Raw genomic sequence first — 22,335 nt, forward strand, 5'->3', positions numbered from 1 at the left:
TCCCGTATCAGTAGGGATAGGAGACCCAAACCGTGCCATTACCAAACCTCATCGTCATTGCCACCGCCCTCACCGTGGGCGGTTTCCTGCTTTTCTACCGCCCCTTGGCCGGGTCCTCGGCCTGGCGCGCCACCATCACGCCCCTGGCCTCGATCATGGGGTCCGGGTTCCTGGTCTGCGCTCCGCTCCTCTATGCCAACGTGGGCAACTACGCAGTCTGGGCCATGTCCGGCCTGCTCGTCCTGGCCTACGGCGTGGGATCGGTCATCCGCTTCAATATCCGCTATGCCGAACCTGTCTTTGCCGAGCACGGCCCCGCCGGGAAGGGCAGCCCGGACCAGCACCCGCTGCACGTGGGCCACTGCAACGGGGCGCAGGGGGTCGGTCCCGCCGGTCCGGCGTCCATGCTGGAAAAGGCATCCCACATCGTGCTGGTCGGGGCCTACTGCATCTCCGTGTCCTACTACCTGCAACTCCTGGCCGGGTTCGGGCTCAAGTATCTCTCCCTGGATCCGGGGTGTTGCGACAAGATCCTGGTCACCGTGATCCTGGCTGGCATCGGCGCGGTGGGCACGGTGCGCGGCCTCAAGGGCATCGAGCGGGTGGAGCGCGTGGTGGTGGGCGTGAACCTGGCCATGATCGCGGCCCTGTTGGCCGGGCTGGTCCACTTCAACGCGGCGGCGGCCATGGACGGGACCTGGCAACTCCATCCCATTGCCTTTCCGAATGATTCCGGGCACATCATCCGACTGGTCATGGGCATGCTCATCGTGGTCCAGGGGTTCGAGACCTCACGTTTTCTCGGTTCCGAGCATCCGGCGGAGGAGCGCATCCGGACCATGCGCACGGCCCAACTCGTGTCCGCCGCCATCTATGTGGTCTTCGTGGGACTCATGGGACTGGTCATCGGGCGCACCGGGCTGGACAACAGCGCGGGCATCACGGCCATCGTCAATTATTCCATGGTGGTGGCCCCGATCCTGCCCCTGCTGCTGACCCTGACCGCGGTGGGCAGCCAGTTCTCGGCGGCCACGGCGGACGACGCAGGCTGCTCCGGCCTGCTCGAAGCGATCCTCAAGGGGCTGATCCCGGTGAAGTTCAACTACCTGGCGGTGTCCGTAGCCGCCATCGTCATCACCTGGCTCACGGACGTGTACCAGATCATCAGCTACGCCTCGCGCGCCTTTGCACTCTTTTACGTGCTGCAATGCGCGGTGGCAGTCCTGATCCTGCGCAAGACCGCGCCCTATCCCTCGTCCTGGCCGAGGGCCGTGCTGTTCGGCCTCCTGGGCCTGATCTGCCTGGGGGTGACGATCTTCGGGATTCCGGCGGGGTAGGGGGTACCCTTCACTCTCCACCAGTGTGAACCGCCAAGCACAGACCCACTCCTCGGGATGGGCGTCGGGCGGGCAGCCCACGCATTCGCACCGGATGCGGGGGGCGATTTTCTGCGAAAAGCCGGAAATTCGAATTAGACCACATTTGGACCACAAACCGAATTTCCGACCGTCTGGCAACAAAAAATGGCTCCGGTAATCTACCGAAGCCATTAGGAAAAATTGGTGGAGCTGGAGGGAACCGAACCCACGACCTCTTGAATGCCATGCACGAAGACTGGCGTGTAACCCTTGAATAATTTGTCTTTTTATTTTGATGCCAACAGAAAATCAGTGATGTTGGAGATGTGTTAAAGGCGTTTGGTTGACCGGATTGGTTGACCAAACGTTTGGCGTTTCCTCCTCCTCGATTCAAGACTCCCTGACTCCCACTGGACATCCAAGCAATAGCGACATACATTATGTCATACAGGAGAAATAAATATGCCCTCAATGATAAGCACACGATTTGATGCCGCCACTCTTGAACGGTTGGATGAAGCAGTACAAGCGTTGGGCCAAACCCGGTCCGGCTTGATTAAAAACGCAGTGAATCATTACTTGGAATACCTGACGTGGTATTCAACCGAAGTCCAAAAAGGTCTTGATGATGTGAAGACAGGTCGAGTCCTTTCCCATGAGGAAGTCGCCGACAAGCTGAAAGGACTCGGTGTTGAACTCGATTAACTGGACCGAATCCGCTTACGCTGACCTGACAGACCTAATAAGCTACTTCCGAGAGCAGGGAGAACCAGATGTCGGGAAAAAGTTGGTTGCCCAAATTCATAAAGCAACTGACACACTACGAACATTCCCCCACGCTGGTCGGGCTGGACTGCTGAAAGACACGAGAGAATTGATCATCCCTCATATTCCGTACTTTCTGGTCTATCACGTGCAGCAGAATGTCGTTGAAATACTGCGAGTCATGCATACGTCCAAGCTATGGACTGGAAGCCTAGGGAACGAATGAATGGGAGAGATGTTAAGAGCTGCTCTACAAAACGGTTTATACATTATTGGGAATGGCTTTGATCTTCATCATAATTTAAACACGAGCTATGGCGCATTTGCCACCTGGCTCAAAGATAATCACTCTTCGCTGTATGACAGATGTTTAAAATATTTGATGGGGGAAGACCCAACTCTTTGGAACGAATTTGAAAATTGCTTTTCACTCATAGACTACGACACAATTGAAGACGAAGCATCAGACTTTCTCCAGTCCTATGCCACAGAGAACTGGAGTGATAGCTATCACCACGACTATCAATATGAAATTGAACAAATCACCAAAGACTTATCAATAAATTTGATCCAAGCTTTCACGGAGTGGATTACCTTTGTTGACAAACAAATTCCGAACTCATTCTGCGTCACATCAAAAATCCGACTCAACCCAAACGCACATTTTCTTACTTTCAACTACACGAGTACTTTAGCAAAAATATACAATATTCCGACAGAACAGACAAAACACATCCACGGATCATGTTTTCACGGAGGTATAGTCCTCGGTCACGCCTACGAAATCGCACCAAACCAGTTCACCAGCCAAATAGATGAGGACACTGACGTAAGGATTGCCGAGGGATATTCCCTGATTCAGGATTATTTTGATAGAACATTAAAACCGTCACAAAGTATCATCGAAACAAACGCAGGCTATTTCAAAGAATTGCAATACGCCTCAAAAGTCTTTGTTCTTGGACATTCAATGTCTGAGGTAGATAAGCCGTACTTTGATAAAATCTCCGCAGTTACGCGAGATATTCCTTGGATTGTTTCATATTATGAAGAAGAGTCAAAAGACTATTTAGTCAGGCCTGAAAAACCCGTTTCAGCTTCTACGCCACATTTTCCGCCAGCCGTCGGCTTGAGTCTTTGCCGAGGAGCAGAAACGCCAAGAGCGCAAAAAACTCTCCGATTTTCCGCATCCACTTCCTGAAGTTGAACGCCGCTGCGGCCATAAACAAGTTAATGGCGTCGCCGACCGCGCCCTTGAGATAGCTCCGGGCCATGCGGTGATCGTGTTTGAGATGGCCGATCACCGGCTCGATAGCCGCCCGACGGCGGAAGCGGAGCCGCGCCATAAGGCGCTGGTACGGTGTGTCCTTCTTCTTCGGAGGCTTTGGGATGAGGATTTGCGTGTCACCGACCTGATTCAGGCCCCTGTAGCCTCGGTCGCAGATCGCCATGGACGGACAGACCCCGGTGACCTCCCAACACTGTTCGAGGACATCCGGCAACGTATGGCCGTCGTAGACGTTCTCGTTGAACGACATCGCGCCGACGATGATACCCGTAGTTTTTGTGACCGCGATGGACGCCTTGCGCCCGAACTCGTACTGCTTGTGCGCTTTACCCTTGGAGATGCAGAGAATATCGGGTTCGTGTAGGCTGTAGACCTTATTCTTGTCGCTTCGTTTCTGGTCCTTGACCCGCTCGTACAGGTCAAGTCGCTCCTGGTGGCGGCCCAGGGCTTCGCCCGGCAATTTGCGCCGGAGTTCACGGATCAAGGCACCAGCCATTGTCCGCATCTTCCTCGCCTTTTTGGCCATCTTCATCCGTTTCAGCCGAAGCTTGGGGAGCGTGCGCTTGAAGCTGCGGCGTAGACCGACGCCTTCGCTGTCCGCGATCTTACGGCAGCCCTCGATGACTTTGGTCAAAAGCTTCAGGTCGGTAGGAAAGGTTACGTTCTTTTCCTGGACCGTGGTATCCACCGTGATCTCTCGTTCTTTGGCGTCATCACCGTGCAGTTCCACGGAGACCTCGAAAATCAGTCGTGCCCCGTCCTCGCCAATGCGCTTGCGGAAATAGATCAAATCCGTGGGATCGCAAGGCAGCTTCCACTGGAACTCGGTCATACCGCAAAACGCCTGGTAGTAGGGATTTTGCGTCCATGCCTCCACGACCCGTTCGTCGCTCAGATTCTCCAACTGCTTGAGCAGCATCAGCCCGACCATTAGCCGGGTCGGCTTGGCTGGCCGACCTTGGTCGCTGTAGAGTCCGGCGAACTCCTCCTCGAATCGCCCCCAGGGAATTCTCCTCGCCAATTGAAGGAGCGGAGCCTTCGGATTGAGCTGGTCCAGAAGGTCTGGGTAAAGGAACGTACCCTGCGGCTGTTTTTTGGGTTTTGCCCTCATGATTCTCCCGCCATTCGCTGCATCATTTCGACCGGTTTTATACGAATTCACAACGTTCTCTGGTCGAAAATACTACATTGTACAAGGAGAATTGTTAATAAAAATCAATCCACTAGAGATATTTCAGGCCCGACTAGTTAAGGAGCTTGCAGGTGAGAGCTAAACCTAAATTTCTTTTTTTTTATGGCTCAAATTGTTTTGATTGCTTTGAGCGTCTTTTTGGGGGCAGCATTCTCGTCTGCCGCGTCTCTTGAAGGGCTGGGATATCTTGAGGGGGGACATGGAACAGATTGGGATGAGGATACTGCTTGGGATTGAAGTGCCCTATAGATGACGGACACGAACCGAGAGGTTACTGTTCGCTCCAACAGGAGAGCATAGTGGCACGTATGAGATATTCAAAAGATTTCAAGTTGTCAGCGGCAAAGCTTGTTGTCGAACAAGGGTATTCCTTTTCTGAGGTTGCACAGCAGCTTGGCTGTAGCGGCTGGTCAGTTCGTGATTGGGTTAGAAAGTATCGTGCAAGTGGCGAACTTTCTCCCAGAGAGGAGAGCACGTCAGCTGCCAGCGATTATGCCAAGCTGAGGGACGAGAATGCCCGCCTGCGCATGGAGAATGAAATTCTAAAAAAGGCAGCAGCATACTTTGCAAAAAAGTCCCTGTAAAGTACGCGTGGATCGCAAAGCAAAGGGGACATTACCCGACGAAGGTTCTTTGCAAAGTTCTGTCCGTCAGCAGAAGCGGCTATTATGCGTGGGCAAGACGAAAGCCCGGCAGACTGGCGTTGAAGCGGCAGCTGGTCCTTGCCGCAGCACAGAAGTCGTATCACGCCAGTAGGGGAATTTACGGCTATCGCAAGGTGCATATGGACGTCGTGGAGCAGGTTGGTTTTTCGTGTTGCCCGGAGACAGTGCGGCGGTGCTGGCGACTGCTGGACTGCAGTCCAAGTTGAAGCGAAAACATCGTTATCCCTGCCAAACTGGACCGAATCCGCCTGTGGCTGAAAACCATCTTTCACGACAGTTTTTAGCCTCGGCACCGAATCAAAAATGGGCGTCGGACATTACCTACATTCCGACACGAGAAGGCTGGCTGTATCTTGCCGTCACTCTGGACATGTTTTCCAGACGCGTGGTGGGCTGGGCAATGTCGGAACGTGTGGACGCACATCTCGCCTGCAGGGCTCTGGCTATGGCTATTAAAGCCAGATCCCCCGAAGCAGGGTTGCTTCATCATAGCGACCAGGGCCGCCAATACACCAGCAAGCTGTATAGAAAAGCCCTGAGTCAAAATGGAATACTTTGTAGCATGAGCCGCAGGGGAAACTGCTGGGACAATGCCGTTGCAGAAACGTTTTTCAGCAAGCTGAAAAGGGAATGGGTAAATTGGAGCAGGTACCAGCCCCGCTCCGAAGCCAAACTGGATATCTTCATGTTCCTGGAAGGATTTTATAACAGAAAACGGCGGCATGCCGGAATCGGTTATAAAAGCCCGGTGGAATATGAAAACATCCACCAGGCTAAAAGTAACCTAGCGGACTAACCTCTCAGAGAATGTCCATTTTTTCTATGGCACTTCAGATGTAAGTTCAGATGGTCAAGTGGTTGTAGGGCAAGCTGGGTCAACTTTAGGCGATCAAGCCTTTCGTTGGACTCCTTCAGGAGGAATGGTTGGCCTAGGATCACTGCTCGGAAAAAATAGTGGTTCCTCTCGGGCATACGGTATCAGTTCCAACGGGGATGTTATTGTCGGAGTGAGCATATCGGAGGGGACGGAGGCTTTTCGTTGGACAGAGGCTGAGGGAATGGTGGGTTTAGGGGATTTCGATGGAGGGAAGTTTCAATCACGTGCATGGGCGATTAATTCCGATGGATCGGTTATTGTTGGGCATGGCACCACAGCTGAAGGATGGGAGGCGTTTAGGTGGACTTCAAACAGTGGTATGGAAAATTTGAACGATATATTAACCGCTAATGGTGTTGATATGGATGGGTGAAGGCTAACTACAGCCACTGGAGTTTCTGATGATGGTGAAACTATTGTTGGTTTCAAAGAGACTACCGACGGAAATCAAGAGGCGTATATTGCCCGTATAAATGGCGTCGACCATACAAGTGGTGTTATTACGCCTTTTGAGCTTAGTAGCTCTCTGGCCTCTATGAACCAAGTTGGAGCTACGGCTACCGCAATGGCTAGGTCTACGGTTTCAGCGATGATGGACGCCTCGCATAGTGCGGTCATCAATGTATCTGCTCCCTCTTCCAACAACGAAGAAGTGAAAAACAAAAATAAGTTATGGGTTGGTGGTACGCTCATCAGCAACAGTTCATTTTCCGATGAAGACTTTGGTGGAGAAGGCGGCGTCGGTGTAACCCATTATTTTGCCAATGGGATGAGTCTTGGCGGAGGCGTGTTTTCTGGTAGACGCTCTTTGGATACATCGTACGGCGGCAACCAGGATTCATCTTTGATTGGGCCAGGTATATTTTTCACCTACTCTCCGGCTACCTATGGCTTACGCCTCGAAGGCGGCGGCATGTGGCATTACCTGGATATGGACTTGGAGCGTGGCTATCAAAACGGTGCAAGTTTGTCTCAGTCCAAGAGATCGACTCAGGGGCAAGCGTTCAGCCTGTTCGGACGGATAGGTTGGGCCTTTCCGATTGTTGAGAGCATTACATTGCAGCCTTTTGCTCAATACAATTGGGAGCAGATTGATATCGACAGCTATACGGAGTCTGGCGGTCCTTTTCCTGCTCACTTCGACTCCCGCACCGAATATGTCAATCAGGCTCGACTTGGCCTGGAAGTACAATATGCATGCAATGAAAATTTAGATTTGTGGACTTGGGCGGCATGGTCGCATCGTTTTGAAGACGAAGGAGTTTCCATGAGCGGCCAACTTACTGGCCTGTTCGCTTTCAACTATGGTGGAGTCTCAATCGACCAAGACTGGGGCGACGCGGGTGTTGGTGTTAAATGGCGTCCTTGGGGAGACGGTTTTGAAACTTTTTCACGGCTCGGATTTGGAATTGACAGCCAGGACGATACAGAACCGGATGTTGCTTTGACGGTCGGATTATCCTGGGCTTTTTAAGGTTGCTATGAGTGCTATTATGAATGGGGCGGTCTGCATGGCCGCTTTTTTATGTTTTTTTCAGTGTAAAGGGCAGGAAGCCTAATGTGGGGCATGCCAACTGGAGTATGTAAGAAGATTGTAAGGTCCGTAGTCTATTTAAGTTTAGACGTTGTAAGCCGTTGAAAAGTAAATTTGAGGTAAAGACTAAAGCGTATGAGAAAAATGATTATCGCGAGTCTGCTGGCGGTTGTGTTTATGGGAGGATTACCACTGCAAAGATAGCCATGTTTATTTGAAAACACACGGTGACCCGCGAGAAATTTATCGGAAAGATGCTGTGCAGAGATACTATCAGGGCAATGCAGAATGCACGCCGTGCTGTGCGATGCATACTGCAAGAACAAGGAGTTGAACTCGATTGGCTCATGGATTTTTCCATGGAACTATATACGTTGAGGGTACTGGAGGAATAACCAACTTTAGCTTGAGGAGGATTGCATGTCTACTGTATCGGATTATGGAAACAAAGTCAATGCTTACTTTCTCGCAACATATGGCGTCGATGCCAACTCGAATGAGATCGACTACTGGACCAACCAGCTGAGTGAAAACACAGGCAACGTCTGGGCCGGACTGCAACAAAGCATCAGCGTTGACAAGGGCTGGGGATATGGTCCAGTCGCCTCGTCTGTCGCGACTACGCAAGTGAACGAAGTACTGGGGAACCTGTTCGGCTCGTCTTCCATCAGCTCGTCGCTCTCGCAGCATTATGTGGACGCCCTTGTTGAAGGAACCATCCACCCGCGTGGTCTGGTCAACGCTGTGCTCAACGATCTGGGAATCATGCCCAAAGTCGACGGTTCTTTCGGCAAGCCCGCGGGCTGGGGCTATGGACCGGACGAAGGGCTGCTCACCAGCTCGCAGCTCGACCACTACTATTCCGAAGTTGACGACTGGACCAACAGCACCAGTTCAAGTCCCATGACGTCCATCTCCGCCACGAGCGGCACTGACCAATACGAAGGCGACAGCGGAACAACTACGTTCGAATTTGATGTAACTCGCTCAGGCGACACCTCGGAAGCAGGATACGTAAACTACTTCGTTTCCGGTGATGACTCAGGCGGCGCCGATCCTGCCGAGAGCAGCGACTTTTACTCCTACACAAGCGGTTCGGTTTATTTTGAATCGGGCCAGACTTCCCAGTCCATAACTGTTTCCGTGTCTGGCGACACCACAGTGGAAGAGAACGAGCAGTTTACCGTGTCTATTGATCCTCAAAATTCCAGCTGGTCCACCGGCGTCTCCTCTGTCTCGTGCACGATTCTGGACGACGACGGCTCCGGTGGTCCCGTTCCCTCTCCGTCAGACTCGGTTCCTGGCGATTCTTCAACGACTCAAACTCTTTCTATCGGCATCCCCCGGACCGACACCATCGAAACGTCGGGCGACTCGGACTGGTATCGCATGAGTGTGACGAGTGGCAACGAATACACCATCAGCCTTGATGGGTTCGATGGTGGCGCGAGCATCTCTGGTCTCTATATGGGCACCCCCTTGCATGATACTCGCCTGAGAGTTTATGACGACTCAAGCTCTCAAATAGCCTACGATGATGACGATGGCCCTGGTCTCTATTCGGAACTGACCTTTACTGCTGATTACACTGGAATCGTCTATGTTGCAGCAGAGGGCTACAGGTCCCATACTGGCGACTATGAACTCTATGCCTCTGAAGAAGAAAACGATTCTTTTTGCATGGCGACTGAAGGCACCATCTCTGAAGGCGGTACCCGGTACGACAGCATCACCTCTTCGTCTGACTCTGACGCGTGGGGCTTTGTGGCGCCCAGGTCCGGCTACTACGATATCAATGTGTGGAAAACCGATACCAACTTTGACCCGACCTTGACCGTTTATAACTCGTCCTGCTCCCGAATCGCCTATGATGACGACGGAGGAACTGGTCGTAACTCTCACGAAGAAGTTTACATGTCTGCTGGTAACTATGTGATCTCGGTCGCAGGCTGGAGTTCGTCGACTGGCGACTACGGCCTCTCGGTGGAGTGGGCGTAAGCACTCCTCGCCGTGCGCTTTCGCGACGCGTTGAGAATACTTGACACTCCGACGTCTCAGGGGGAGGGCACGCGCCTGTAGCCCTCCCGTAATTAGTCAGGCCTGAAATACCCCTAGTAGATTATTTTTTCATAACAATTCTCCCTATGTAATGTAATATCTTCGACTCGGAAACGTTGTGAATTCGTATAAAACTGGTCGAAACGATGCAGCGAATGGCGGGAGAATCCTTCGTCGTACTGCTGAAGCCAGAGGAATGTCCGGGGATACCGGCTGATGACATCCACCAAGCCCCGCCCCTCGTCGATGTAGCGGATGCTCCCGGCACTGCGGCGGACAAGTTCCAGTGCCTTGGCCAACTCGTCAGCATTTTCCGCCAACCGTTTGCGATCCACAGTATAGCCCTTAACCAGATGCTCCCGAAGAATGGACGTGGCCCACTAGCGAAAATGGGTGACAACGCGACTTTTTACGCGGTAGCCGACAGATATGATTGCATCCAGGTTGAAGTGCTCCACCTGATAGGTTTTGCCATCAACGGCAGTTGTTGCAAATTTTGCAACAACTGAATCTCGAACCAACTCCTCGGACTCAAATATGTTTTTCAGATGTCGGCTGATGCCGGACTTATCCACCTGAAACAACTCGGCCAACTGGTTGAGCGAAAGACAGACGGTTTCCCCCTCCAGTCGGGCATCAATTGAAGTAGTTTCGATTTGATCTGACAGTTCCTCTTGAAAAACGAGAGGTTCTCCCTTTTGATGGAAATGTTGAAAGCCATCAAACTGAGCCCTGTGCTCAAAGGAGAACCTCATGTCCAGTTTCAATCACAACGTCATAAAACACAAGGTCGGCCTGCTCAATTTGGCGGAAGAACTTGGTAATGTCTCAAGGGCTTGTAAGCTTATGGGTTTTTCCCGAGACACCTTTTACCGGTACCAGGCAGCCAAGGAGGATGGCGGAGTTGAGGCCTTGCTCGACAAGAATCGGCGCAAGCCGAATCTGAAGAACAGGGTCGATTCGGCCATCGAAGATGCAGTTGTCGCCTATGCCACCGACTTTCCCGCCTACGGACAAACCAGAGCCAGCAATGAACTCCGCAAGCTCGGGACGTTCGTCTCGCCTTCCGGAGTGCAGTCGATCTGGCTTCGGCACGAGTTGCACAACTTCAAGCTGCGTCTTCGAGCATTGGAAAAACTCTCCGCAGAATCGGGAATGATTCTGACCGAAGCCCAGGTGCAGGCACTCGAAAAAAAGAAGGACGACGATCTTGCTCACGGCGAGATCGAAACAGCACATCCAGGATATCTAGGGAGCCAGGACACGTTCTATGTAGGTACGATCAAAGGCGTTGGCCGCATTTACCAGCAGACCTTCGTCGACACGTATTCAAAATGGGCAGCGGCCAAGCTGTACACGACCAAGACGCCGATCACTGCCGCAGACATGCTCAATGACAAGGTTCTGCCGTTTTTCGAAGAGCAAGGCATGGGCATACTGCGGATATTGACGGATAGAGGCACGGAATACTGCGGTAGTGTGGAGAAGCACGACTACGAACTGTTTCTTGGCGTGTGCGGCATCGAGCACACAAAAACGAAGGCCAGGCATCCGCAAACCAACGGCATCTGCGAACGCTTTCACAAGACCATCCTCAATGAGTTTTATCAGGTCGCATTTCGGCGAACCCTCTACACTTCATTGGATTCTTTGCAGGCTGATCTTGACGCATGGGTTGCCGAGTACAACACGGAACGGACGCATCAGGGGAAAATGTGTTGCGGGAAGACGCCCATGGCAACTATGATCGAAGGAAAGCACCTCTGGACTGAATACGTTTCAAAGCTCAACTAATCTGACAATTGTAGTCCGTCAAAAGGGACAGACTGTCAGATCAAGTATGAACCACTACACATCAATGCAGAGAGTCCCGTCTTCTGCCTGATAAACCGCTAGCTGCGTTTGCTGCGCGCTGTCCTTTCCGTTTGGGGAAGTAGCAGATAACGTCATTGAATCACCTTGTGTTACATTTCACTGCCCCCCATTGGCTTGGCTTCCATAAAAGGCCAAGGGTTGCAGGAATATCTACCGTTCAATTCATATTCCTTCAACCCGCCATGACCACGGCCTACCTTATTCAACTCCGCTCGCATCCCCGCCCAAAACCACGAACGCGCTCTACGCGCCGCGCCATCCGCTTTGCTATTTCCGCCATCGCCTTGAGAAGTCCGCCAGTTGCCTTAAGACCTGCTCCAATTCGTTTTGCAAGTCCTGGCAGCCCTTCACCTGGCGTTCCAGGGCGGTCAGACGCACGTCTTGCTGGTCCAGGCGCCGGGCCTGTCCCTGCATTTCCCAGCCGATTTTGGGCTTCACGCCCTTGGGCAGGATAATAAAGGCCCCCTGCTTGTTGCTCACCAATTGCAAGCCCCAAGTCTGTATTTTGCTTTCCTCGCTTTTCAGCCGGGCTATCTCGGTGGTGAGCCTGGAAACGTCCTGGCTGAGGGATTTCACACGCCAGGTCGTGAAGCCTGTTATGGCCGTTGCCATTGCTGCCAGGAACAAGGCCGAGAGCAGATTCGCCCACAAATTTTGCTTCCAATGATATCTGAACGTCGCGGATTGCCTTTGCCTGAGCTGCCGAATCTGGTCGTCCATATCGTTTCTGATGGTAGTCAGCTCTTTCTCGGCGGATCTGCGCAAGCTCTCGCTCAAGTCGCTCAATACGGTCTGAACGGTCTGCTCCACCTGCAAGGCCTGGGAGGCTGTACGCTCTTTCAGTTTTTCCGTCAGTTCGTTCAGGTGACCAGGACTGTGCATAAATTCCTCCTTTCATCCGGACGCGCTTGCCGTCCTGGGGCAATTCCAGGGTGATGTACTCCTTGCCCTGCCTGGGAACGGAAAAACCCAGATTCTGAAGGGCCTTGACCAAATCGTCTCGGTTTTGATGCAAACCGTCCGTAATCCCTTGGACAAGAAAGTCGGTGACACTCTTTCGGAAGTCGGCCAACTCCATGCCACTGGAAAACTGGATGGCATTCCCCGGTTGTATGATTCTGGATCGGTTCGGGTCGTCGGGCCGCGCCCAGGACATGCGGTCGTTCCAAAGGTCACGCCACACGTCATACTGTTTTTGCCAGCCAGGTGAACAAGGATTGAAGGCTTTGTCCTGCCGTAGCTCTGTGCGCGGTATGATAAAATGCAACTCATGATGCCCGGCATGGCTGTGGCGCACCCATAAAATGGCGTACTGGTCCGACTCCATGCCCGCAAAAGCCGTCCGTTCAAAGTCGTCCATGAGCTTGGCCTCGACCTGCTCCGACACCTTGTCTTCCGGCGCCCAAGACAGCACGCCGGATGTGTACTTCCATTTTCTGTCAGTGGAACCAATGACTTTTTGGATGAACTGCGGATCTCCGCGCAGCACCTGGGGTGGGGAATGCTCCCTGCCCTTACGACCGGGATCAATCACGTAGTTCACGGCCTTGGCTCCGCTGCCTTTGCCGTGGGGGAAGACCTTCATATACATTTCAGTTCCTTCTCAATCTCCGCCAATTGCGCGAGAATCAAAAGAGAATCTGCATTGCGCTTGTAGGTATTGGCCCACCGGGCAAGCTGATTGAGGTTATTCCCGATGCGGGCCAGTTGCAGAAGCTTTTCCCGCTCGCGATTGGTCCTACGGACCCGCTGCATCTGAAGTATCTTGCGCAGGTAATCGCCCGTGCTCATCCCTTGCTGCTTGGCCTGGGTTGCGATGCGTTCTTTTTCCTCCGGAGTGAGCCGCAAACTGATCCAGACATTTCTGCTGGCGTTCATACTGCCTCCTTTTCCCTGGCGTTGAACGAGGGATCGAAGGGAGGCTTGCCTCCCTCGCCAGCCCCAACAGGGACACAGGTTGCGAAGCAATATGTGTCACGTTGGGTAGGCTGGCTAGGAACGCCATCTGAACATGATGCCGCCGCATGAACAGCCGGATGCACCACATAATTCGGCCCCGGAGGACGCCCCGGACCAGACGAAGGAACAGGAACCGAAACAATATACCCGTGCTCTTCGAGCATACCGATGCCCTGCTGGATCTGCTTTTTTTTGGGAAAACGACCACGAATGGCCCGCTGGCAATCACGAAGGGAGAATCGTTCAACATGTCTGCCTTTAATCCAATCCAGGGCATTGCGGGCACATGCGGAAGGTTCATCACACCCCATGTCGTGAAAGGCGAACAGGGCATGTCCTGTAAGTCTATTCCCCAAAGCTGCAGCCGCCTGCATCACGGAAGAATCCAGGCTGATATCCACGGACGAAGAAGAGGCCAAATGCAGTAGCCCGGCAAGACGAACGACCTGTCCGGGGAGCTTCCCCGCCCAATCCGTAAGATGCTCCAGCCGTTGTCCAGGACGAAGCTGCGCTTCGACGCCATAAAAGAAATCCTTCCAGATTTCGTATGCCCCGGGTGTCAGCGTAAGCGTCTGAGGCGGCCTATCCCCTGTGCCACTCCGAAGGGACAGCAGAGATTCTATTTTCGTAGAAAAAGCCTGTTCTGTCGCTGCCGCTACACTCGGCGGTTCAGCCAGACGAAATCCCAATCTGCTTTTGCCGTAGAAAAACAGGAACCGGGCCAGAAATCCACGTCCGCGAAACACGGAATTGGAGGCCATGGACCGAAGCACATCCGGTTGTGTGGTAACGCAAATGGTCAGCAGAGGATGATTCAAGCCGATGTGTTGCCCATGCTTCCTATCCACCCGACACGGCTCACCGCTGAATGCCTTCAGGATAAGATCAAGGTTGGGCATCTGGCTGTAGCGGCCTGCAAACGTGTCGAACAGGCCTCCCTCCGCCTCGATGACTGCCAGACATTCCCCTTGTTGCTCCATGAGCTGCGCAAGGCACTCGGGAGTGATGTCATCCGCCAAAAGACGTGGCACATGGACCGGCTCCGGCAGTTCGGCTTCCAGCTCCTGTATCTCCTGCCACATGGCATTCCGGGCCTGAGCGGTTTTCGCTCGGGCTGCCTGATTGCGTCGATGCTCAATCGCCCGCTCCAAAGTCAGCCGCTTTGATTGGGCCTCTTGGGCCAAGGAACCATATTTCCCCTCCTGTTCCTTTTCCCAATGCAGCAATGGCTTTCTGACCGACTGCGTAACTGCACTTTTGCGTTCTCCCGGCGGCAAGGGAGACAGAAGGTATAAATTGAGGGACTCGCAATACCCCTCTTTGACCTGCACGCAGAATTTCCGTTGAGACGCGGCAGACAACACCCCGAAAAAATTGCAGAGCACCATTTCATACGGAACCTGCAAAGACTCACTGAGTTCATGGGCATAGTTTTCTATGACGGCCGGCAATCCAATCGCTGCCAAAGATGGAGGGAACTCCGGCCCCAGAGGAACCGGAGCCTTGTTCCTGAACAAAGAAATAATGTCCGCACCTGGGGAATTCATCTCGTCCTCGCCAGGTTGGCCTGTTCCTCAAGAGGAACGACCTTGCAAGACTCCACATAGGCTTCGAGATCGCGGGCATCGTATCCGACGCGCCTGCCGATCTTGATGTAACGCGGCCCCTTGCCGAGACAACGCCAAACTTCCAGGGTACCGGGACTGAGCCCCAATCGTTCCGCTGCTTCCTTTGTCGTTAACAGGCCTTGCATGACTTTTCTCCTGATGGGTTGAGTTTCGTGTGCTTTGATGCAAGGCAAACAGATTTAATTGCGCTGCGAAACCATCGTAGGGGCAACAAAGTCTGTGGAACCACCGGGTGGTTCTGTAATGAGGCAACAGTCCAAGAAGGTAATATACGTGTAATTACAGCAGACTACAGCACAAAAAGAATGGTCGTGCCATTTTCTGTAAAAAAATCAATTGGAGGACACAGAACAATACGAAGGAAGGTCGATCAGATCCTCTCGACCGATGGAAGTGAGGAAAACAAAAATTACTTTGTGGGACAAAATGGACAATATGGACAGAATTCGTTTTTTGTCCATATTGTCCTTTTGTCCCGTTACTCTTTATTTGGGCGCGTTGCCTTCATTTCTGAATTGTACCGGGAGACTTTTACGCAGTCTGTCAATCGTCTCAAATGAAGGATGATTCAGGTTCTGCTCCACGATGTACGCTTTCTGAGCAACACCCTTTGCAATATCCTTGTAGTTTTGGCGGGTGAACACGGCCTTGGGAGCAGGATCTTTTACCATTTCCAGCATCATATGAGCGAAAAAAAGACTGTCTTTGTTTGCCTTCTCAGCTCGTTTCTCCGCGCGAGCCAAACGTGCCGGTTCAGTTTTAGTGTCATTACGGTCTTTTTCCAGATGCTGTATCCGCTCTTGGAGCTCCTCCAGGAGTTGCCCATTGCCCGTACGCAGCAGTGGAATATTACGCTCTATACTCCTCACTTCATTCAAATCAAAAAAAACAACGGGAATTATGCACCACACTCTCCCTCGCATCATCTGGATAGAAAGGGGAATGAAAATACTTTATTATAAACGCAGAACTATTCTTCATCTCAGAATTCAGATATACAGTCAGATTTGTTTCAAGAATAATATTCACAAAATCCTGCCCAACATTTCTTCCCCATCTTTTCAAAAGATCATCAGGCTTTATTCTTTGAATATTTACATAATTACCATCTACATACATATTTTTAATACAATAAAATATGAGAAGTCTACAAAGCATTAAAAAAACAACAACAATGGTTGAAATCAAAAAACAAAACATCAGAAAGAAATCATCAGCATCTTTAATAAAACGTGTTGAAATATAAGAAACAAGAAATACTAACAATCCGATTGCACTATCCCTTGCAATCCATTCCCAATTTGTCTTTCTTGGTGAAAGAGGAAGAATCTTAAAATAGCTCTCTTTGCCCCCAGAAGACTTCTGGATTCCTTCATGTTTTTGAGCATCGTCATTCACTTCTGATTCCCCGATTTATCCACGCCATCCGGTCAATCCCCAGGCGAATAAAGAGTCATCTCACTTCAGATACACCAAACAACATTCAAAATTCGTCTTCACTTTTCCAAATAAAGAGAAACAGGTAAAGGGCGAGCTTAACCAAACTTTTTTCATTTTTTTCAATTTTATGGGGAATAGTATGGGGAACGCTGTTTTGGGCATGAAAAAAGGGTCTCTCGCTCAGCGCGAAAAGCCCTTAAATTTCAAGTGGTACCGGGAGAGAGACTCGAACTCTCAAGGGCGTGAACCCGGCGGATTTTGAGTCCGCTGCGTCTACCAATTCCGCCATCCCGGCACAAAGAAGAAATCTTCTACGGATTGTTACGTGTTCTTGTCAAGCGGCAAGGTCACTATTTCATGTTTTCGCTCTTGTTTCCCACCCGCCATCATGCTAGCGAATCCGAATTCCTCATGTCGGCATTCTCCGACACATTTCACGGATAACATACGTGAAGAGGCCGAACAACACCACACCGCCGCGGCTTTCCGTCCAAAAAAATCGCGGATATTCATTGAGAGGTGGAGATAATGCCAGTTCTTCCCGTAGGGTCGTTGGTCAATGTGTGTGCCATTATTGCCGGAAGCGTTGTCGGCCTGTTTCTCGGTGCCCGTTTCCCGGAGCGCATCCGCAACATCGTGTTTCAGGCCCTTGGTCTGTGCACCTTTGCCCTGGGTATGAAAATGGCCCTGGTCTTCCAGAGGCCGCTCATCGTCATTTTCAGCATCGTGTTGGGCGGGATTATCGGCGCGTTTTTCCATTTGGAAGAATTTCTTGCCACCCTGGGCGACCGGCTCAAGGCCCGCATCAAAAACAAGAACGCCATGTTCACCGAAGGGCTCATCACGGCCACCCTGCTCTTCTGCATCGGCTCCATGGCCATTTTGGGCGCATTCGACGAGGGGCTGCGCGGCGACCCCACCATTTTGCTGACCAAATCCCTGCTGGACGGCTTTGCCTCCATTGTGCTGGCTGCCACCTACGGCATTGGCGTGCTGTTCTCCATTATCCCGGTCTTCATCTATCAATACGGCCTCACCCTGTTCGCCAGCATGTTCCAGGACGTATTCAGTCCCGCGCTTATCAACGAGCTGACGGCCGTGGGCGGCGTGCTCATTCTGGGCATCAGCCTCAATCTGCTCAAGCTCACCTACATCCGTCTGGGCGACATGCTGCCCGCCCTGCTCATGGTTGTTATTCTGGGGTTGTTTCTGCTTTAAAGGCACCTTCCCCTTCCCAAAGGGAAGCCCAAAACAAGACGGCCCGCAGACAAATTCAAGTCTGCGGGCCGTCTTGTTTTGCCCGAAAGATTCCAAAGCCACTGTGCGGTTGCAACCAACCACGCGTTATGGCCTTGTCGGCAGTCGGACAAGGGCTACGACTTGTTCAGATATCTGTAAATGGTCGCCTCGGATGCGACCAGACTGGTGGCCACCAATGCCACGGCGCCCTTGATGAGAAAGACGCCCCGCCGGTTGAGTTCGGCCACAATGTCCATCTTCTCGTTCGGCGTAAGACGCTCGGCAGGTACGCTGTACTCGGACATGACCTCGCGGACCATGTTCGAGGTAAGATCCTCGATGGACTCGTGGAAACGCTCCGGTTCCTTTTGCGTTTTCTTGGGCCTGCGCTTTTTTTCAAGTCCGCTGGCCCGAAGGAATTTGGTAAGCATGTCCCGGGCATCAACAAGCTTGGTCACATCCATATTCAGACAAAGCATGCCCTGCAGTTCGTCGTTCATGTCCTTGATGAAATACGTGGCCGAACGCAGGCTTTTCCCTTCCTTGGAAACGGTATCATAATCCATGACAAAATCCGTTTCCTCGTACTGCTTGTCCTTAACGACCTTCAGCGCCAAGTCCGTCATGGGCGCACCAATCTTACGTCCGGAGATGTGTCCATTGGCAATGGCCACTACGGAACGCTCAAGATTATTGGTATCGTGGAGTACTACTTCGCAATCCTTTCCTATGAAGGCGCCGAGAAATTCTACCAACGGCACAAAATCCTCCACGGAACAGTGCGTTTTCAATCCATTCTCCACTTCCTCCTCCTTGCCACATTTAAGATTGTTCTCACGCTGAGGATTTTTTTGTATTATGAGAAAAAGATCATGTCAATCCACTGCAAACCCGCTCGTCGGGCCCCTTCACGGCGTGGCCCTGTACGGTTATACCCCACGACTGTTCGCTTTTATTAAAGCACGCCGCACAACGCCATGATGAATAAGTCAGGAATTTACACTGAAGTGTTCCGAATTGCCGCTTTTTTCTTCTTGTACAATCATTCGGGCTGGAGATCCCGAAAAATCATTCTTTTTTGCTTTTTCCCAAGAAATGATTATATAAAAAGACAGCGCGACATCTTGCAGGACGAAAAATCGGCTGCACAGGAGGGAGCATGAGAGTAGGGAATTTTTCACTGGAAAATCTGGGACAGACCACCGACCCCAGAGACAGAAACTGGCCTGCCGTCTTTCCGGCGGAACGGATGATGAAAAATCAACTGCGCGCCCAGATAGGCACCCTGCGGCAAGGAGCAGGCATACGTGCCAGCACGCAGATTGCGGAAATTCCCGTCCGGATCGTAGAGTTCATGGTGTGACCCGGACGGAACAAACGTCTGCACTCAGCGGCGGGAGCGCCCCCGGAAATACATGGCTATGCCGGCCAATCCCACCAGCCAGCCCAGGCCTCCGATGATTTCGGGAATGCCGGGCGTGGGGTCCAGGGCCTCGGTCAACATGCGACGCAGCGGACCGAGCCTGGATTCCATGGCCTTGTTCACGGCCTTTTCCACTGCCTGTTCAAGCTCTGCCTGCGAAATTCCTGCAACTGCCAGTTTCACTTCCGGTTTTGTTGTTCCTCCAGCCGACGACACCATGGCATAAGGCAGCGGGGAAACCACGGTTGGTTTGTCCGCTTGTGATGCATCAGCCTTTTCCATTGCCCCGTTCAAATAATCTGCAGCCTCAAGAATCCATTCACCACGGTGGCCCTCGCCAGCGTTCACCACAAGCCGGAGATTCATCTTCTCCTCAGCCGCTTTGCTGGGGATGGCAAAACGGGCAATCCCGTCTCCGTCGGTTTCTGTTTCAGCCAGTCCGGCACCGGAAGCCGCGTCCTGAAGATACACCGGACAATGCTTGGCAGGCCTGTTTTTGCCGAATCCGGCCTCGGCCACTATCTCCTGTCCTTCGGTCCAGGCATAAATTCTCACTCTGTGGGCCCAGGCGGTTTCCGAAAACAAACAGACGCCACATATTCCCATCAGCAGCCAGGTAGCTAACGCCTTCATGCATTCCCCCCTTCCTTCAGCATAAGCAAATCCGGTTTGACCTTGGCAAGAAATCCATACGCAAACATGGTTACGAAGCCCTCAATGACCATAACCGGCAAATGGGCCACCACAAGCACCTTGGCGGATGTCAGGAATCCTTCGTCCGATGCGGTCAGGGCAACCGCGGTAAACAACGCGGCCAACAGCACCGCGCAAAACCCGCAGCCGAATGCGGCCAGCGATTTTCCCCCCATGCCCTTCGCCAGCAGAGGCCGGAACATGTAGTAGCAAAGCACGGCAGGACCGGCCATGTCGAAGGTGTTGACCCCCAATGCGCTCAAACCGCCGTACTGAAACAGAATGGCCTGCAACAGCAGCCCGGTGAGGATGGCAGGAAATGCGGCCCAGCCGAGCATGACCCCGGCCAGCCCGTTCAAAATAAGATGAACGCTCGCGGGCCCCGCATTCACATGGATAAGCGAAGCCACAAAAAAAGCCGCGGCCACCAGAGCCACGGTCATGACATGGTCGTAATCCATTTTTTTCAGGCCGATTGCCGTGCCAACAACCGTCAACGCCCCACCCGCCAGCAAAATCGGTCCGGATAAAACACCTTCTGAAATATGCAATTCGTTGCCTCCCTGCCTATGACGCCCCCGCCACGGGATACGATATTTAAAACCGTGATACGGCTGATATCTTCCCCCTGTCAACACCGCCCCTCTCCAAAGCAACGGACCGGAGAAGAGACAAAACACGCCTTTTTTCGGGAAGGAGGGTAAATATACTTTACGATTGTTGCGAGATTGGTCTAATTTTGCCCTGTAGCTTGTCGCAGACTGAAAAACTGTGAAAAATATTCATTAATTCTGAATTCCGGTACGCCAAGGCTGCTCCCTCCATTTCCCGAACCGTCAGGAGAAGCAACCGGAACCACGTAGACACCCATCAGGCCGCGCCGGACTGTCCGGCACCAGGAGACGGCATGCTCCATGAAAGAACACAGCACGGCAACATTCAGGTTGTGCATATACGGGAAAAGGAACTCGGATTCGACGTAAGCCAGAAGTTCAAGGACATGCTGCGCAAGTACGTTGAAACGTATCCCGGCCCCATGATTGTTTGCATGGATGAGGTTGAGTTTGTGGACTCCACGGCACTCAGTGCCCTGGTGGCCACAGAGCGACGGCTTCTTCAGGCGGGCTATCCGTTTTGCCTGTGCGGCGTCAACGGCCCGGTGTTCCGCATCATCAAGCTGACCGCCCTGGACAGCCACCTGCATATCGAGCCTACTCTGGACAAGGCCCTGGCATCCCTCAGTCCCGCCTGAACATTCGGGGAAAGCCCGCGTTACCCGTTTCGGAACGTTTTCAGGCCGGACAGGCCAAGCATAAACACCCGCCTTTTTCAAGCCAGCCGTGTACGGCCTCGTCGCACCGGCACAAGGCATCCACCACGTTGGGGTCGAACTGAATGCCCCGATTCACCCGAAGTTCCTTCATGGCCTCTTCAAACGACATGGCCGGTCGGTACACCCTATCCTCCACCATGGCCGAAAGGCTGTCCGCAACAGCTATAACCCTTGCCCCCAGAGGGATATCATACTCCTTGAGCCCGTCGGGATACCCCTTACCGTCAAACCGCTCGTGGTGGTGAAGAACCATATCCGCAATTCCCCCCTTGCCTCCTAAAAGCTTGATGGGACGCAGTATGTTGGCCCCTATCACCGGGTGCGCCTTGATGCATTCCCATTCCTCCCTGGTAAGAGCGGAATTTTTTCCCAGCACGGCATCGGGAATTCCGATCTTTCCGATGTCGTGCAAGTGCCCGGCAATATGAATGTCATCCACCATGGCAGGAAGCATGCCCATTGCACGGGCAATGAACTGGCTTATCTCCGCGACCTGTCCGGAATGGCAGGCCGTAAAGGTATCCTTGGCGTCGATTGCCGCCCCAAGCGACTCCGCGAACTGATGAATGGTTACGCCCAATTGCGTACAGGTGTGTGCCGGAACTTCAGGGCAGGTGGCTGCGAGTGAGGTTGTCATGGTCAAGCTCTCCATTGCTTGGCACACTACAAGAAGTGATTCTCATTTTCAATAGCCCAATTGAACCAATTACGCCTATTCCCCCCACACGTGGGCACACGTGTCCGCACACTATCCCAAACCGTTGCCGCGGGGCCGGGCGGAAATCCGCACAAGCCCCGCACAAACACGCCTACTCCGGCCTGGCCACCGGCGCACCGGCAAGCCCGCAATATCCGGGATCGGAATCCGAGGTCTTTTCCGGCTGGGCAAACCGCCACATCATGCACATGGTTCCCTGGCAGAATTTCATTTTGTCGTCTCTGGTCTTGAGCAGAGGACAGTATTTGAATTTGGCTTCGTTGGGTGGGTAGAGCATGTCATCCTCCTGA

27 protein-coding genes, 1 tRNA gene and 3 pseudogenes are annotated in these 22,335 nt (G+C 52.6%); 15 read left to right on the forward strand and 16 right to left on the reverse strand.

The features are described from left to right. The first annotated feature begins 32 nt into the window (after positions 1-32). Positions 33-1,337, forward strand: coding sequence for a hypothetical protein (locus tag ACI0FJ_RS11900; protein ID WP_424303622.1), 1,305 nt, complete (start codon positions 33-35; stop codon positions 1,335-1,337). Between the two features lie 33 nt (positions 1,338-1,370). Here the strand turns inward: ACI0FJ_RS11900 and ACI0FJ_RS11905 are convergent. Further along, positions 1,371-1,550, reverse strand: a pseudogene (locus tag ACI0FJ_RS11905) (DUF6125 family protein); the annotation flags it as partial. A 270-nt stretch (positions 1,551-1,820) separates the two neighbouring features. On the opposite strand from ACI0FJ_RS11905, the gene ACI0FJ_RS11910 reads away from it, so the two are divergent. Genes ACI0FJ_RS11910 through ACI0FJ_RS11920 form a run of 3 tightly spaced genes read left to right on the forward strand, consistent with a single transcriptional unit; the run spans position 1,821 to position 3,324 of the window. Further along, positions 1,821-2,063 (forward strand): CopG family ribbon-helix-helix protein, encoded by a 243-nt coding sequence (locus ACI0FJ_RS11910; RefSeq protein WP_424303625.1) that lies wholly within the window; start codon positions 1,821-1,823, stop codon positions 2,061-2,063. After that, positions 2,047-2,349 carry a type II toxin-antitoxin system RelE/ParE family toxin gene (locus ACI0FJ_RS11915; RefSeq protein ID WP_424303628.1) on the forward strand — a complete coding sequence of 101 codons (303 nt, stop codon included), beginning with the start codon at positions 2,047-2,049 and terminating at the stop codon, positions 2,347-2,349. Before ACI0FJ_RS11910 ends, ACI0FJ_RS11915 begins: the two co-directional genes overlap by 17 nt. 9 nt (positions 2,350-2,358) lie before the next feature. After that, positions 2,359-3,324, forward strand: coding sequence for a bacteriophage abortive infection AbiH family protein (locus ACI0FJ_RS11920; protein ID WP_424306552.1), 966 nt, complete (start codon positions 2,359-2,361; stop codon positions 3,322-3,324). Here ACI0FJ_RS11920 and ACI0FJ_RS11925 read toward each other — a convergent pair. Further along, positions 3,308-4,522: pseudogene (locus ACI0FJ_RS11925) on the reverse strand (IS5 family transposase); the annotation flags it as partial. The gene ACI0FJ_RS11920 and the pseudogene ACI0FJ_RS11925 sit on opposite strands and share 17 nt — an antisense overlap. Before the next feature lie 389 nt (positions 4,523-4,911). Here ACI0FJ_RS11925 and ACI0FJ_RS11930 point away from each other — a divergent pair. The 7 genes and pseudogenes from ACI0FJ_RS11930 to ACI0FJ_RS11960 all read left to right on the forward strand — a co-directional run bounded on the left by ACI0FJ_RS11930 (position 4,912) and on the right by ACI0FJ_RS11960 (position 9,677). Next, positions 4,912-5,187, forward strand: coding sequence for a transposase (locus tag ACI0FJ_RS11930; RefSeq protein ID WP_424306554.1), 276 nt, complete (start codon positions 4,912-4,914; stop codon positions 5,185-5,187). Positions 5,188-5,306: 119 nt separating this feature from the next. Continuing rightward, the gene (locus ACI0FJ_RS11935; protein WP_424303631.1) at positions 5,307-5,474 is read left to right on the forward strand and encodes a transposase; all 168 of its coding nucleotides are present in this window, start codon (positions 5,307-5,309) and stop codon (positions 5,472-5,474) included. Beyond that, on the forward strand, positions 5,441-6,064 hold the full coding sequence (locus ACI0FJ_RS11940; protein WP_424303634.1) for an IS3 family transposase: 624 nt from the start codon (positions 5,441-5,443) through the stop codon (positions 6,062-6,064). The genes ACI0FJ_RS11935 and ACI0FJ_RS11940 overlap by 34 nt, the downstream gene beginning before the upstream one ends. A gap of 46 nt (positions 6,065-6,110) precedes the next feature. After that, positions 6,111-6,341 (forward strand): annotated as a pseudogene (locus ACI0FJ_RS11945) (HAF repeat-containing protein); the annotation flags it as partial. After that, the gene (locus ACI0FJ_RS11950; RefSeq protein WP_424306556.1) at positions 6,327-6,518 is read left to right on the forward strand and encodes a hypothetical protein; all 192 of its coding nucleotides are present in this window, start codon (positions 6,327-6,329) and stop codon (positions 6,516-6,518) included. The pseudogene ACI0FJ_RS11945 and the gene ACI0FJ_RS11950, both read left to right, overlap by 15 nt. 192 nt (positions 6,519-6,710) lie before the next feature. Then, on the forward strand, positions 6,711-7,619 hold the full coding sequence (locus ACI0FJ_RS11955) for an autotransporter outer membrane beta-barrel domain-containing protein (RefSeq protein ID WP_424303637.1): 909 nt from the start codon (positions 6,711-6,713) through the stop codon (positions 7,617-7,619). A gap of 480 nt (positions 7,620-8,099) precedes the next feature. After that, the gene (locus ACI0FJ_RS11960) at positions 8,100-9,677 is read left to right on the forward strand and encodes a Calx-beta domain-containing protein (protein WP_424303640.1); all 1,578 of its coding nucleotides are present in this window, start codon (positions 8,100-8,102) and stop codon (positions 9,675-9,677) included. Between the two features lie 113 nt (positions 9,678-9,790). On the opposite strand, the gene ACI0FJ_RS11965 is transcribed toward ACI0FJ_RS11960, so the two are convergent. Together ACI0FJ_RS11965 and rhuM are read right to left on the reverse strand one after the other, a co-directional pair. Beyond that, on the reverse strand, positions 9,791-10,072 hold the full coding sequence (locus ACI0FJ_RS11965; RefSeq protein WP_424303643.1) for a hypothetical protein: 282 nt from the start codon (positions 10,070-10,072) through the stop codon (positions 9,791-9,793). Positions 10,073-10,117: 45 nt separating this feature from the next. Next, positions 10,118-10,504 carry a RhuM family protein gene (rhuM, locus tag ACI0FJ_RS11970; RefSeq protein WP_424303646.1) on the reverse strand — a complete coding sequence of 129 codons (387 nt, stop codon included), beginning with the start codon at positions 10,502-10,504 and terminating at the stop codon, positions 10,118-10,120. On the opposite strand from rhuM, the gene ACI0FJ_RS11975 reads away from it, so the two are divergent. After that, positions 10,491-11,531 (forward strand): IS481 family transposase, encoded by a 1,041-nt coding sequence (locus ACI0FJ_RS11975; protein WP_424303649.1) that lies wholly within the window; start codon positions 10,491-10,493, stop codon positions 11,529-11,531. The two genes, rhuM and ACI0FJ_RS11975, sit on opposite strands and share 14 nt — an antisense overlap. A gap of 283 nt (positions 11,532-11,814) precedes the next feature. Here the strand turns inward: ACI0FJ_RS11975 and ACI0FJ_RS11980 are convergent, their stop codons facing one another. The 7 genes from ACI0FJ_RS11980 to ACI0FJ_RS12010 all read right to left on the reverse strand — a co-directional run bounded on the left by ACI0FJ_RS11980 (position 11,815) and on the right by ACI0FJ_RS12010 (position 16,934). Then, on the reverse strand, positions 11,815-13,203 hold the full coding sequence (locus ACI0FJ_RS11980) for a relaxase/mobilization nuclease domain-containing protein (RefSeq protein WP_424303652.1): 1,389 nt from the start codon (positions 13,201-13,203) through the stop codon (positions 11,815-11,817). Next, positions 13,194-13,490 carry a plasmid mobilization protein gene (locus ACI0FJ_RS11985; RefSeq protein WP_424303655.1) on the reverse strand — a complete coding sequence of 99 codons (297 nt, stop codon included), beginning with the start codon at positions 13,488-13,490 and terminating at the stop codon, positions 13,194-13,196. The genes ACI0FJ_RS11980 and ACI0FJ_RS11985 overlap by 10 nt, the downstream gene beginning before the upstream one ends. Then, a complete protein-coding gene (locus ACI0FJ_RS11990) occupies positions 13,487-15,118 on the reverse strand; it encodes a YfjI family protein (RefSeq protein WP_424303658.1) in 1,632 nt (543 codons plus the stop codon). Before ACI0FJ_RS11990 ends, ACI0FJ_RS11985 begins: the two co-directional genes overlap by 4 nt. After that, complete coding sequence (locus tag ACI0FJ_RS11995) at positions 15,115-15,324, reverse strand: helix-turn-helix transcriptional regulator (protein WP_424303660.1); 210 nt, start codon at positions 15,322-15,324, stop codon at positions 15,115-15,117. Before ACI0FJ_RS11995 ends, ACI0FJ_RS11990 begins: the two co-directional genes overlap by 4 nt. A gap of 360 nt (positions 15,325-15,684) precedes the next feature. Beyond that, positions 15,685-16,110 (reverse strand): hypothetical protein, encoded by a 426-nt coding sequence (locus tag ACI0FJ_RS12000; protein WP_424303663.1) that lies wholly within the window; start codon positions 16,108-16,110, stop codon positions 15,685-15,687. After that, positions 16,079-16,597 carry a hypothetical protein gene (locus ACI0FJ_RS12005; RefSeq protein ID WP_424303666.1) on the reverse strand — a complete coding sequence of 173 codons (519 nt, stop codon included), beginning with the start codon at positions 16,595-16,597 and terminating at the stop codon, positions 16,079-16,081. The genes ACI0FJ_RS12000 and ACI0FJ_RS12005 overlap by 32 nt, the downstream gene beginning before the upstream one ends. Before the next feature lie 250 nt (positions 16,598-16,847). Continuing rightward, positions 16,848-16,934, reverse strand: a tRNA-Leu gene (locus tag ACI0FJ_RS12010). A 233-nt stretch (positions 16,935-17,167) separates the two neighbouring features. Here ACI0FJ_RS12010 and ACI0FJ_RS12015 point away from each other — a divergent pair. After that, complete coding sequence (locus tag ACI0FJ_RS12015) at positions 17,168-17,857, forward strand: DUF554 domain-containing protein (protein WP_424303669.1); 690 nt, start codon at positions 17,168-17,170, stop codon at positions 17,855-17,857. Positions 17,858-18,012: 155 nt separating this feature from the next. Here the strand turns inward: ACI0FJ_RS12015 and ACI0FJ_RS12020 are convergent, their stop codons facing one another. Beyond that, on the reverse strand, positions 18,013-18,681 hold the full coding sequence (locus ACI0FJ_RS12020) for a helix-turn-helix transcriptional regulator (protein ID WP_424303672.1): 669 nt from the start codon (positions 18,679-18,681) through the stop codon (positions 18,013-18,015). A gap of 356 nt (positions 18,682-19,037) precedes the next feature. On the opposite strand from ACI0FJ_RS12020, the gene ACI0FJ_RS12025 reads away from it, so the two are divergent. After that, the gene (locus ACI0FJ_RS12025; RefSeq protein WP_424303675.1) at positions 19,038-19,241 is read left to right on the forward strand and encodes a hypothetical protein; all 204 of its coding nucleotides are present in this window, start codon (positions 19,038-19,040) and stop codon (positions 19,239-19,241) included. Positions 19,242-19,265: 24 nt separating this feature from the next. On the opposite strand, the gene ACI0FJ_RS12030 is transcribed toward ACI0FJ_RS12025, so the two are convergent. Together ACI0FJ_RS12030 and cbiM are read right to left on the reverse strand one after the other, a co-directional pair. Continuing rightward, positions 19,266-19,934: a hypothetical protein gene (locus ACI0FJ_RS12030; protein WP_424303678.1), complete on the reverse strand. Its 669-nt coding sequence runs from the start codon at positions 19,932-19,934 to the stop codon at positions 19,266-19,268. After that, positions 19,931-20,545: a cobalt transporter CbiM gene (gene cbiM / locus ACI0FJ_RS12035; protein ID WP_424303681.1), complete on the reverse strand. Its 615-nt coding sequence runs from the start codon at positions 20,543-20,545 to the stop codon at positions 19,931-19,933. The genes ACI0FJ_RS12030 and cbiM overlap by 4 nt, the downstream gene beginning before the upstream one ends. Before the next feature lie 356 nt (positions 20,546-20,901). Here cbiM and ACI0FJ_RS12040 point away from each other — a divergent pair, with 356 nt between their 5' ends. Beyond that, positions 20,902-21,246: an STAS domain-containing protein gene (locus ACI0FJ_RS12040; RefSeq protein ID WP_424303684.1), complete on the forward strand. Its 345-nt coding sequence runs from the start codon at positions 20,902-20,904 to the stop codon at positions 21,244-21,246. Between the two features lie 40 nt (positions 21,247-21,286). Here ACI0FJ_RS12040 and ACI0FJ_RS12045 read toward each other — a convergent pair whose 3' ends face one another. After that, positions 21,287-21,964: an HD-GYP domain-containing protein gene (locus ACI0FJ_RS12045; protein ID WP_424303687.1), complete on the reverse strand. Its 678-nt coding sequence runs from the start codon at positions 21,962-21,964 to the stop codon at positions 21,287-21,289. Between the two features lie 172 nt (positions 21,965-22,136). Beyond that, positions 22,137-22,322 carry a hypothetical protein gene (locus tag ACI0FJ_RS12050; protein WP_424303689.1) on the reverse strand — a complete coding sequence of 62 codons (186 nt, stop codon included), beginning with the start codon at positions 22,320-22,322 and terminating at the stop codon, positions 22,137-22,139. Positions 22,323-22,335 lie beyond the last annotated feature (13 nt).

Source organism: Desulfovibrio sp. 7SRBS1 (assembly GCF_049723905.1).
In the GTDB taxonomy this organism is placed as follows: Bacteria; Desulfobacterota; Desulfovibrionia; order Desulfovibrionales; family Desulfovibrionaceae.

What these genes read in the sequence shown, in the direction of transcription:
- ACI0FJ_RS11910 (WP_424303625.1), top strand. Translation starts at nt 1,821, where the DNA reads ATGCCCTCAATGATAAGCACACGATTTGATGCCGCCACTCTTGAACGG.
- ACI0FJ_RS11920 (WP_424306552.1), top strand. Translation starts at nt 2,359, where the DNA reads ATGTTAAGAGCTGCTCTACAAAACGGTTTATACATTATTGGGAATGGC.
- ACI0FJ_RS11930 (WP_424306554.1), top strand. Translation starts at nt 4,912, where the DNA reads ATGAGATATTCAAAAGATTTCAAGTTGTCAGCGGCAAAGCTTGTTGTC.
- ACI0FJ_RS11950 (WP_424306556.1), top strand. Translation starts at nt 6,327, where the DNA reads ATGGTGGGTTTAGGGGATTTCGATGGAGGGAAGTTTCAATCACGTGCA.
- ACI0FJ_RS11955 (WP_424303637.1), top strand. Translation starts at nt 6,711, where the DNA reads ATGGCTAGGTCTACGGTTTCAGCGATGATGGACGCCTCGCATAGTGCG.
- ACI0FJ_RS11960 (WP_424303640.1), top strand. Translation starts at nt 8,100, where the DNA reads ATGTCTACTGTATCGGATTATGGAAACAAAGTCAATGCTTACTTTCTC.
- ACI0FJ_RS11975 (WP_424303649.1), top strand. Translation starts at nt 10,491, where the DNA reads ATGTCCAGTTTCAATCACAACGTCATAAAACACAAGGTCGGCCTGCTC.
- ACI0FJ_RS11980 (WP_424303652.1), bottom strand. Translation starts at nt 13,203, where the DNA reads ATGTATATGAAGGTCTTCCCCCACGGCAAAGGCAGCGGAGCCAAGGCC.
- ACI0FJ_RS11985 (WP_424303655.1), bottom strand. Translation starts at nt 13,490, where the DNA reads ATGAACGCCAGCAGAAATGTCTGGATCAGTTTGCGGCTCACTCCGGAG.
- ACI0FJ_RS11990 (WP_424303658.1), bottom strand. Translation starts at nt 15,118, where the DNA reads ATGAATTCCCCAGGTGCGGACATTATTTCTTTGTTCAGGAACAAGGCT.
- ACI0FJ_RS11995 (WP_424303660.1), bottom strand. Translation starts at nt 15,324, where the DNA reads ATGCAAGGCCTGTTAACGACAAAGGAAGCAGCGGAACGATTGGGGCTC.
- ACI0FJ_RS12015 (WP_424303669.1), top strand. Translation starts at nt 17,168, where the DNA reads ATGCCAGTTCTTCCCGTAGGGTCGTTGGTCAATGTGTGTGCCATTATT.
- ACI0FJ_RS12025 (WP_424303675.1), top strand. Translation starts at nt 19,038, where the DNA reads ATGAGAGTAGGGAATTTTTCACTGGAAAATCTGGGACAGACCACCGAC.
- ACI0FJ_RS12030 (WP_424303678.1), bottom strand. Translation starts at nt 19,934, where the DNA reads ATGAAGGCGTTAGCTACCTGGCTGCTGATGGGAATATGTGGCGTCTGT.
- ACI0FJ_RS12040 (WP_424303684.1), top strand. Translation starts at nt 20,902, where the DNA reads ATGCTCCATGAAAGAACACAGCACGGCAACATTCAGGTTGTGCATATA.
- ACI0FJ_RS12045 (WP_424303687.1), bottom strand. Translation starts at nt 21,964, where the DNA reads ATGACAACCTCACTCGCAGCCACCTGCCCTGAAGTTCCGGCACACACC.
- ACI0FJ_RS12050 (WP_424303689.1), bottom strand. Translation starts at nt 22,322, where the DNA reads ATGCTCTACCCACCCAACGAAGCCAAATTCAAATACTGTCCTCTGCTC.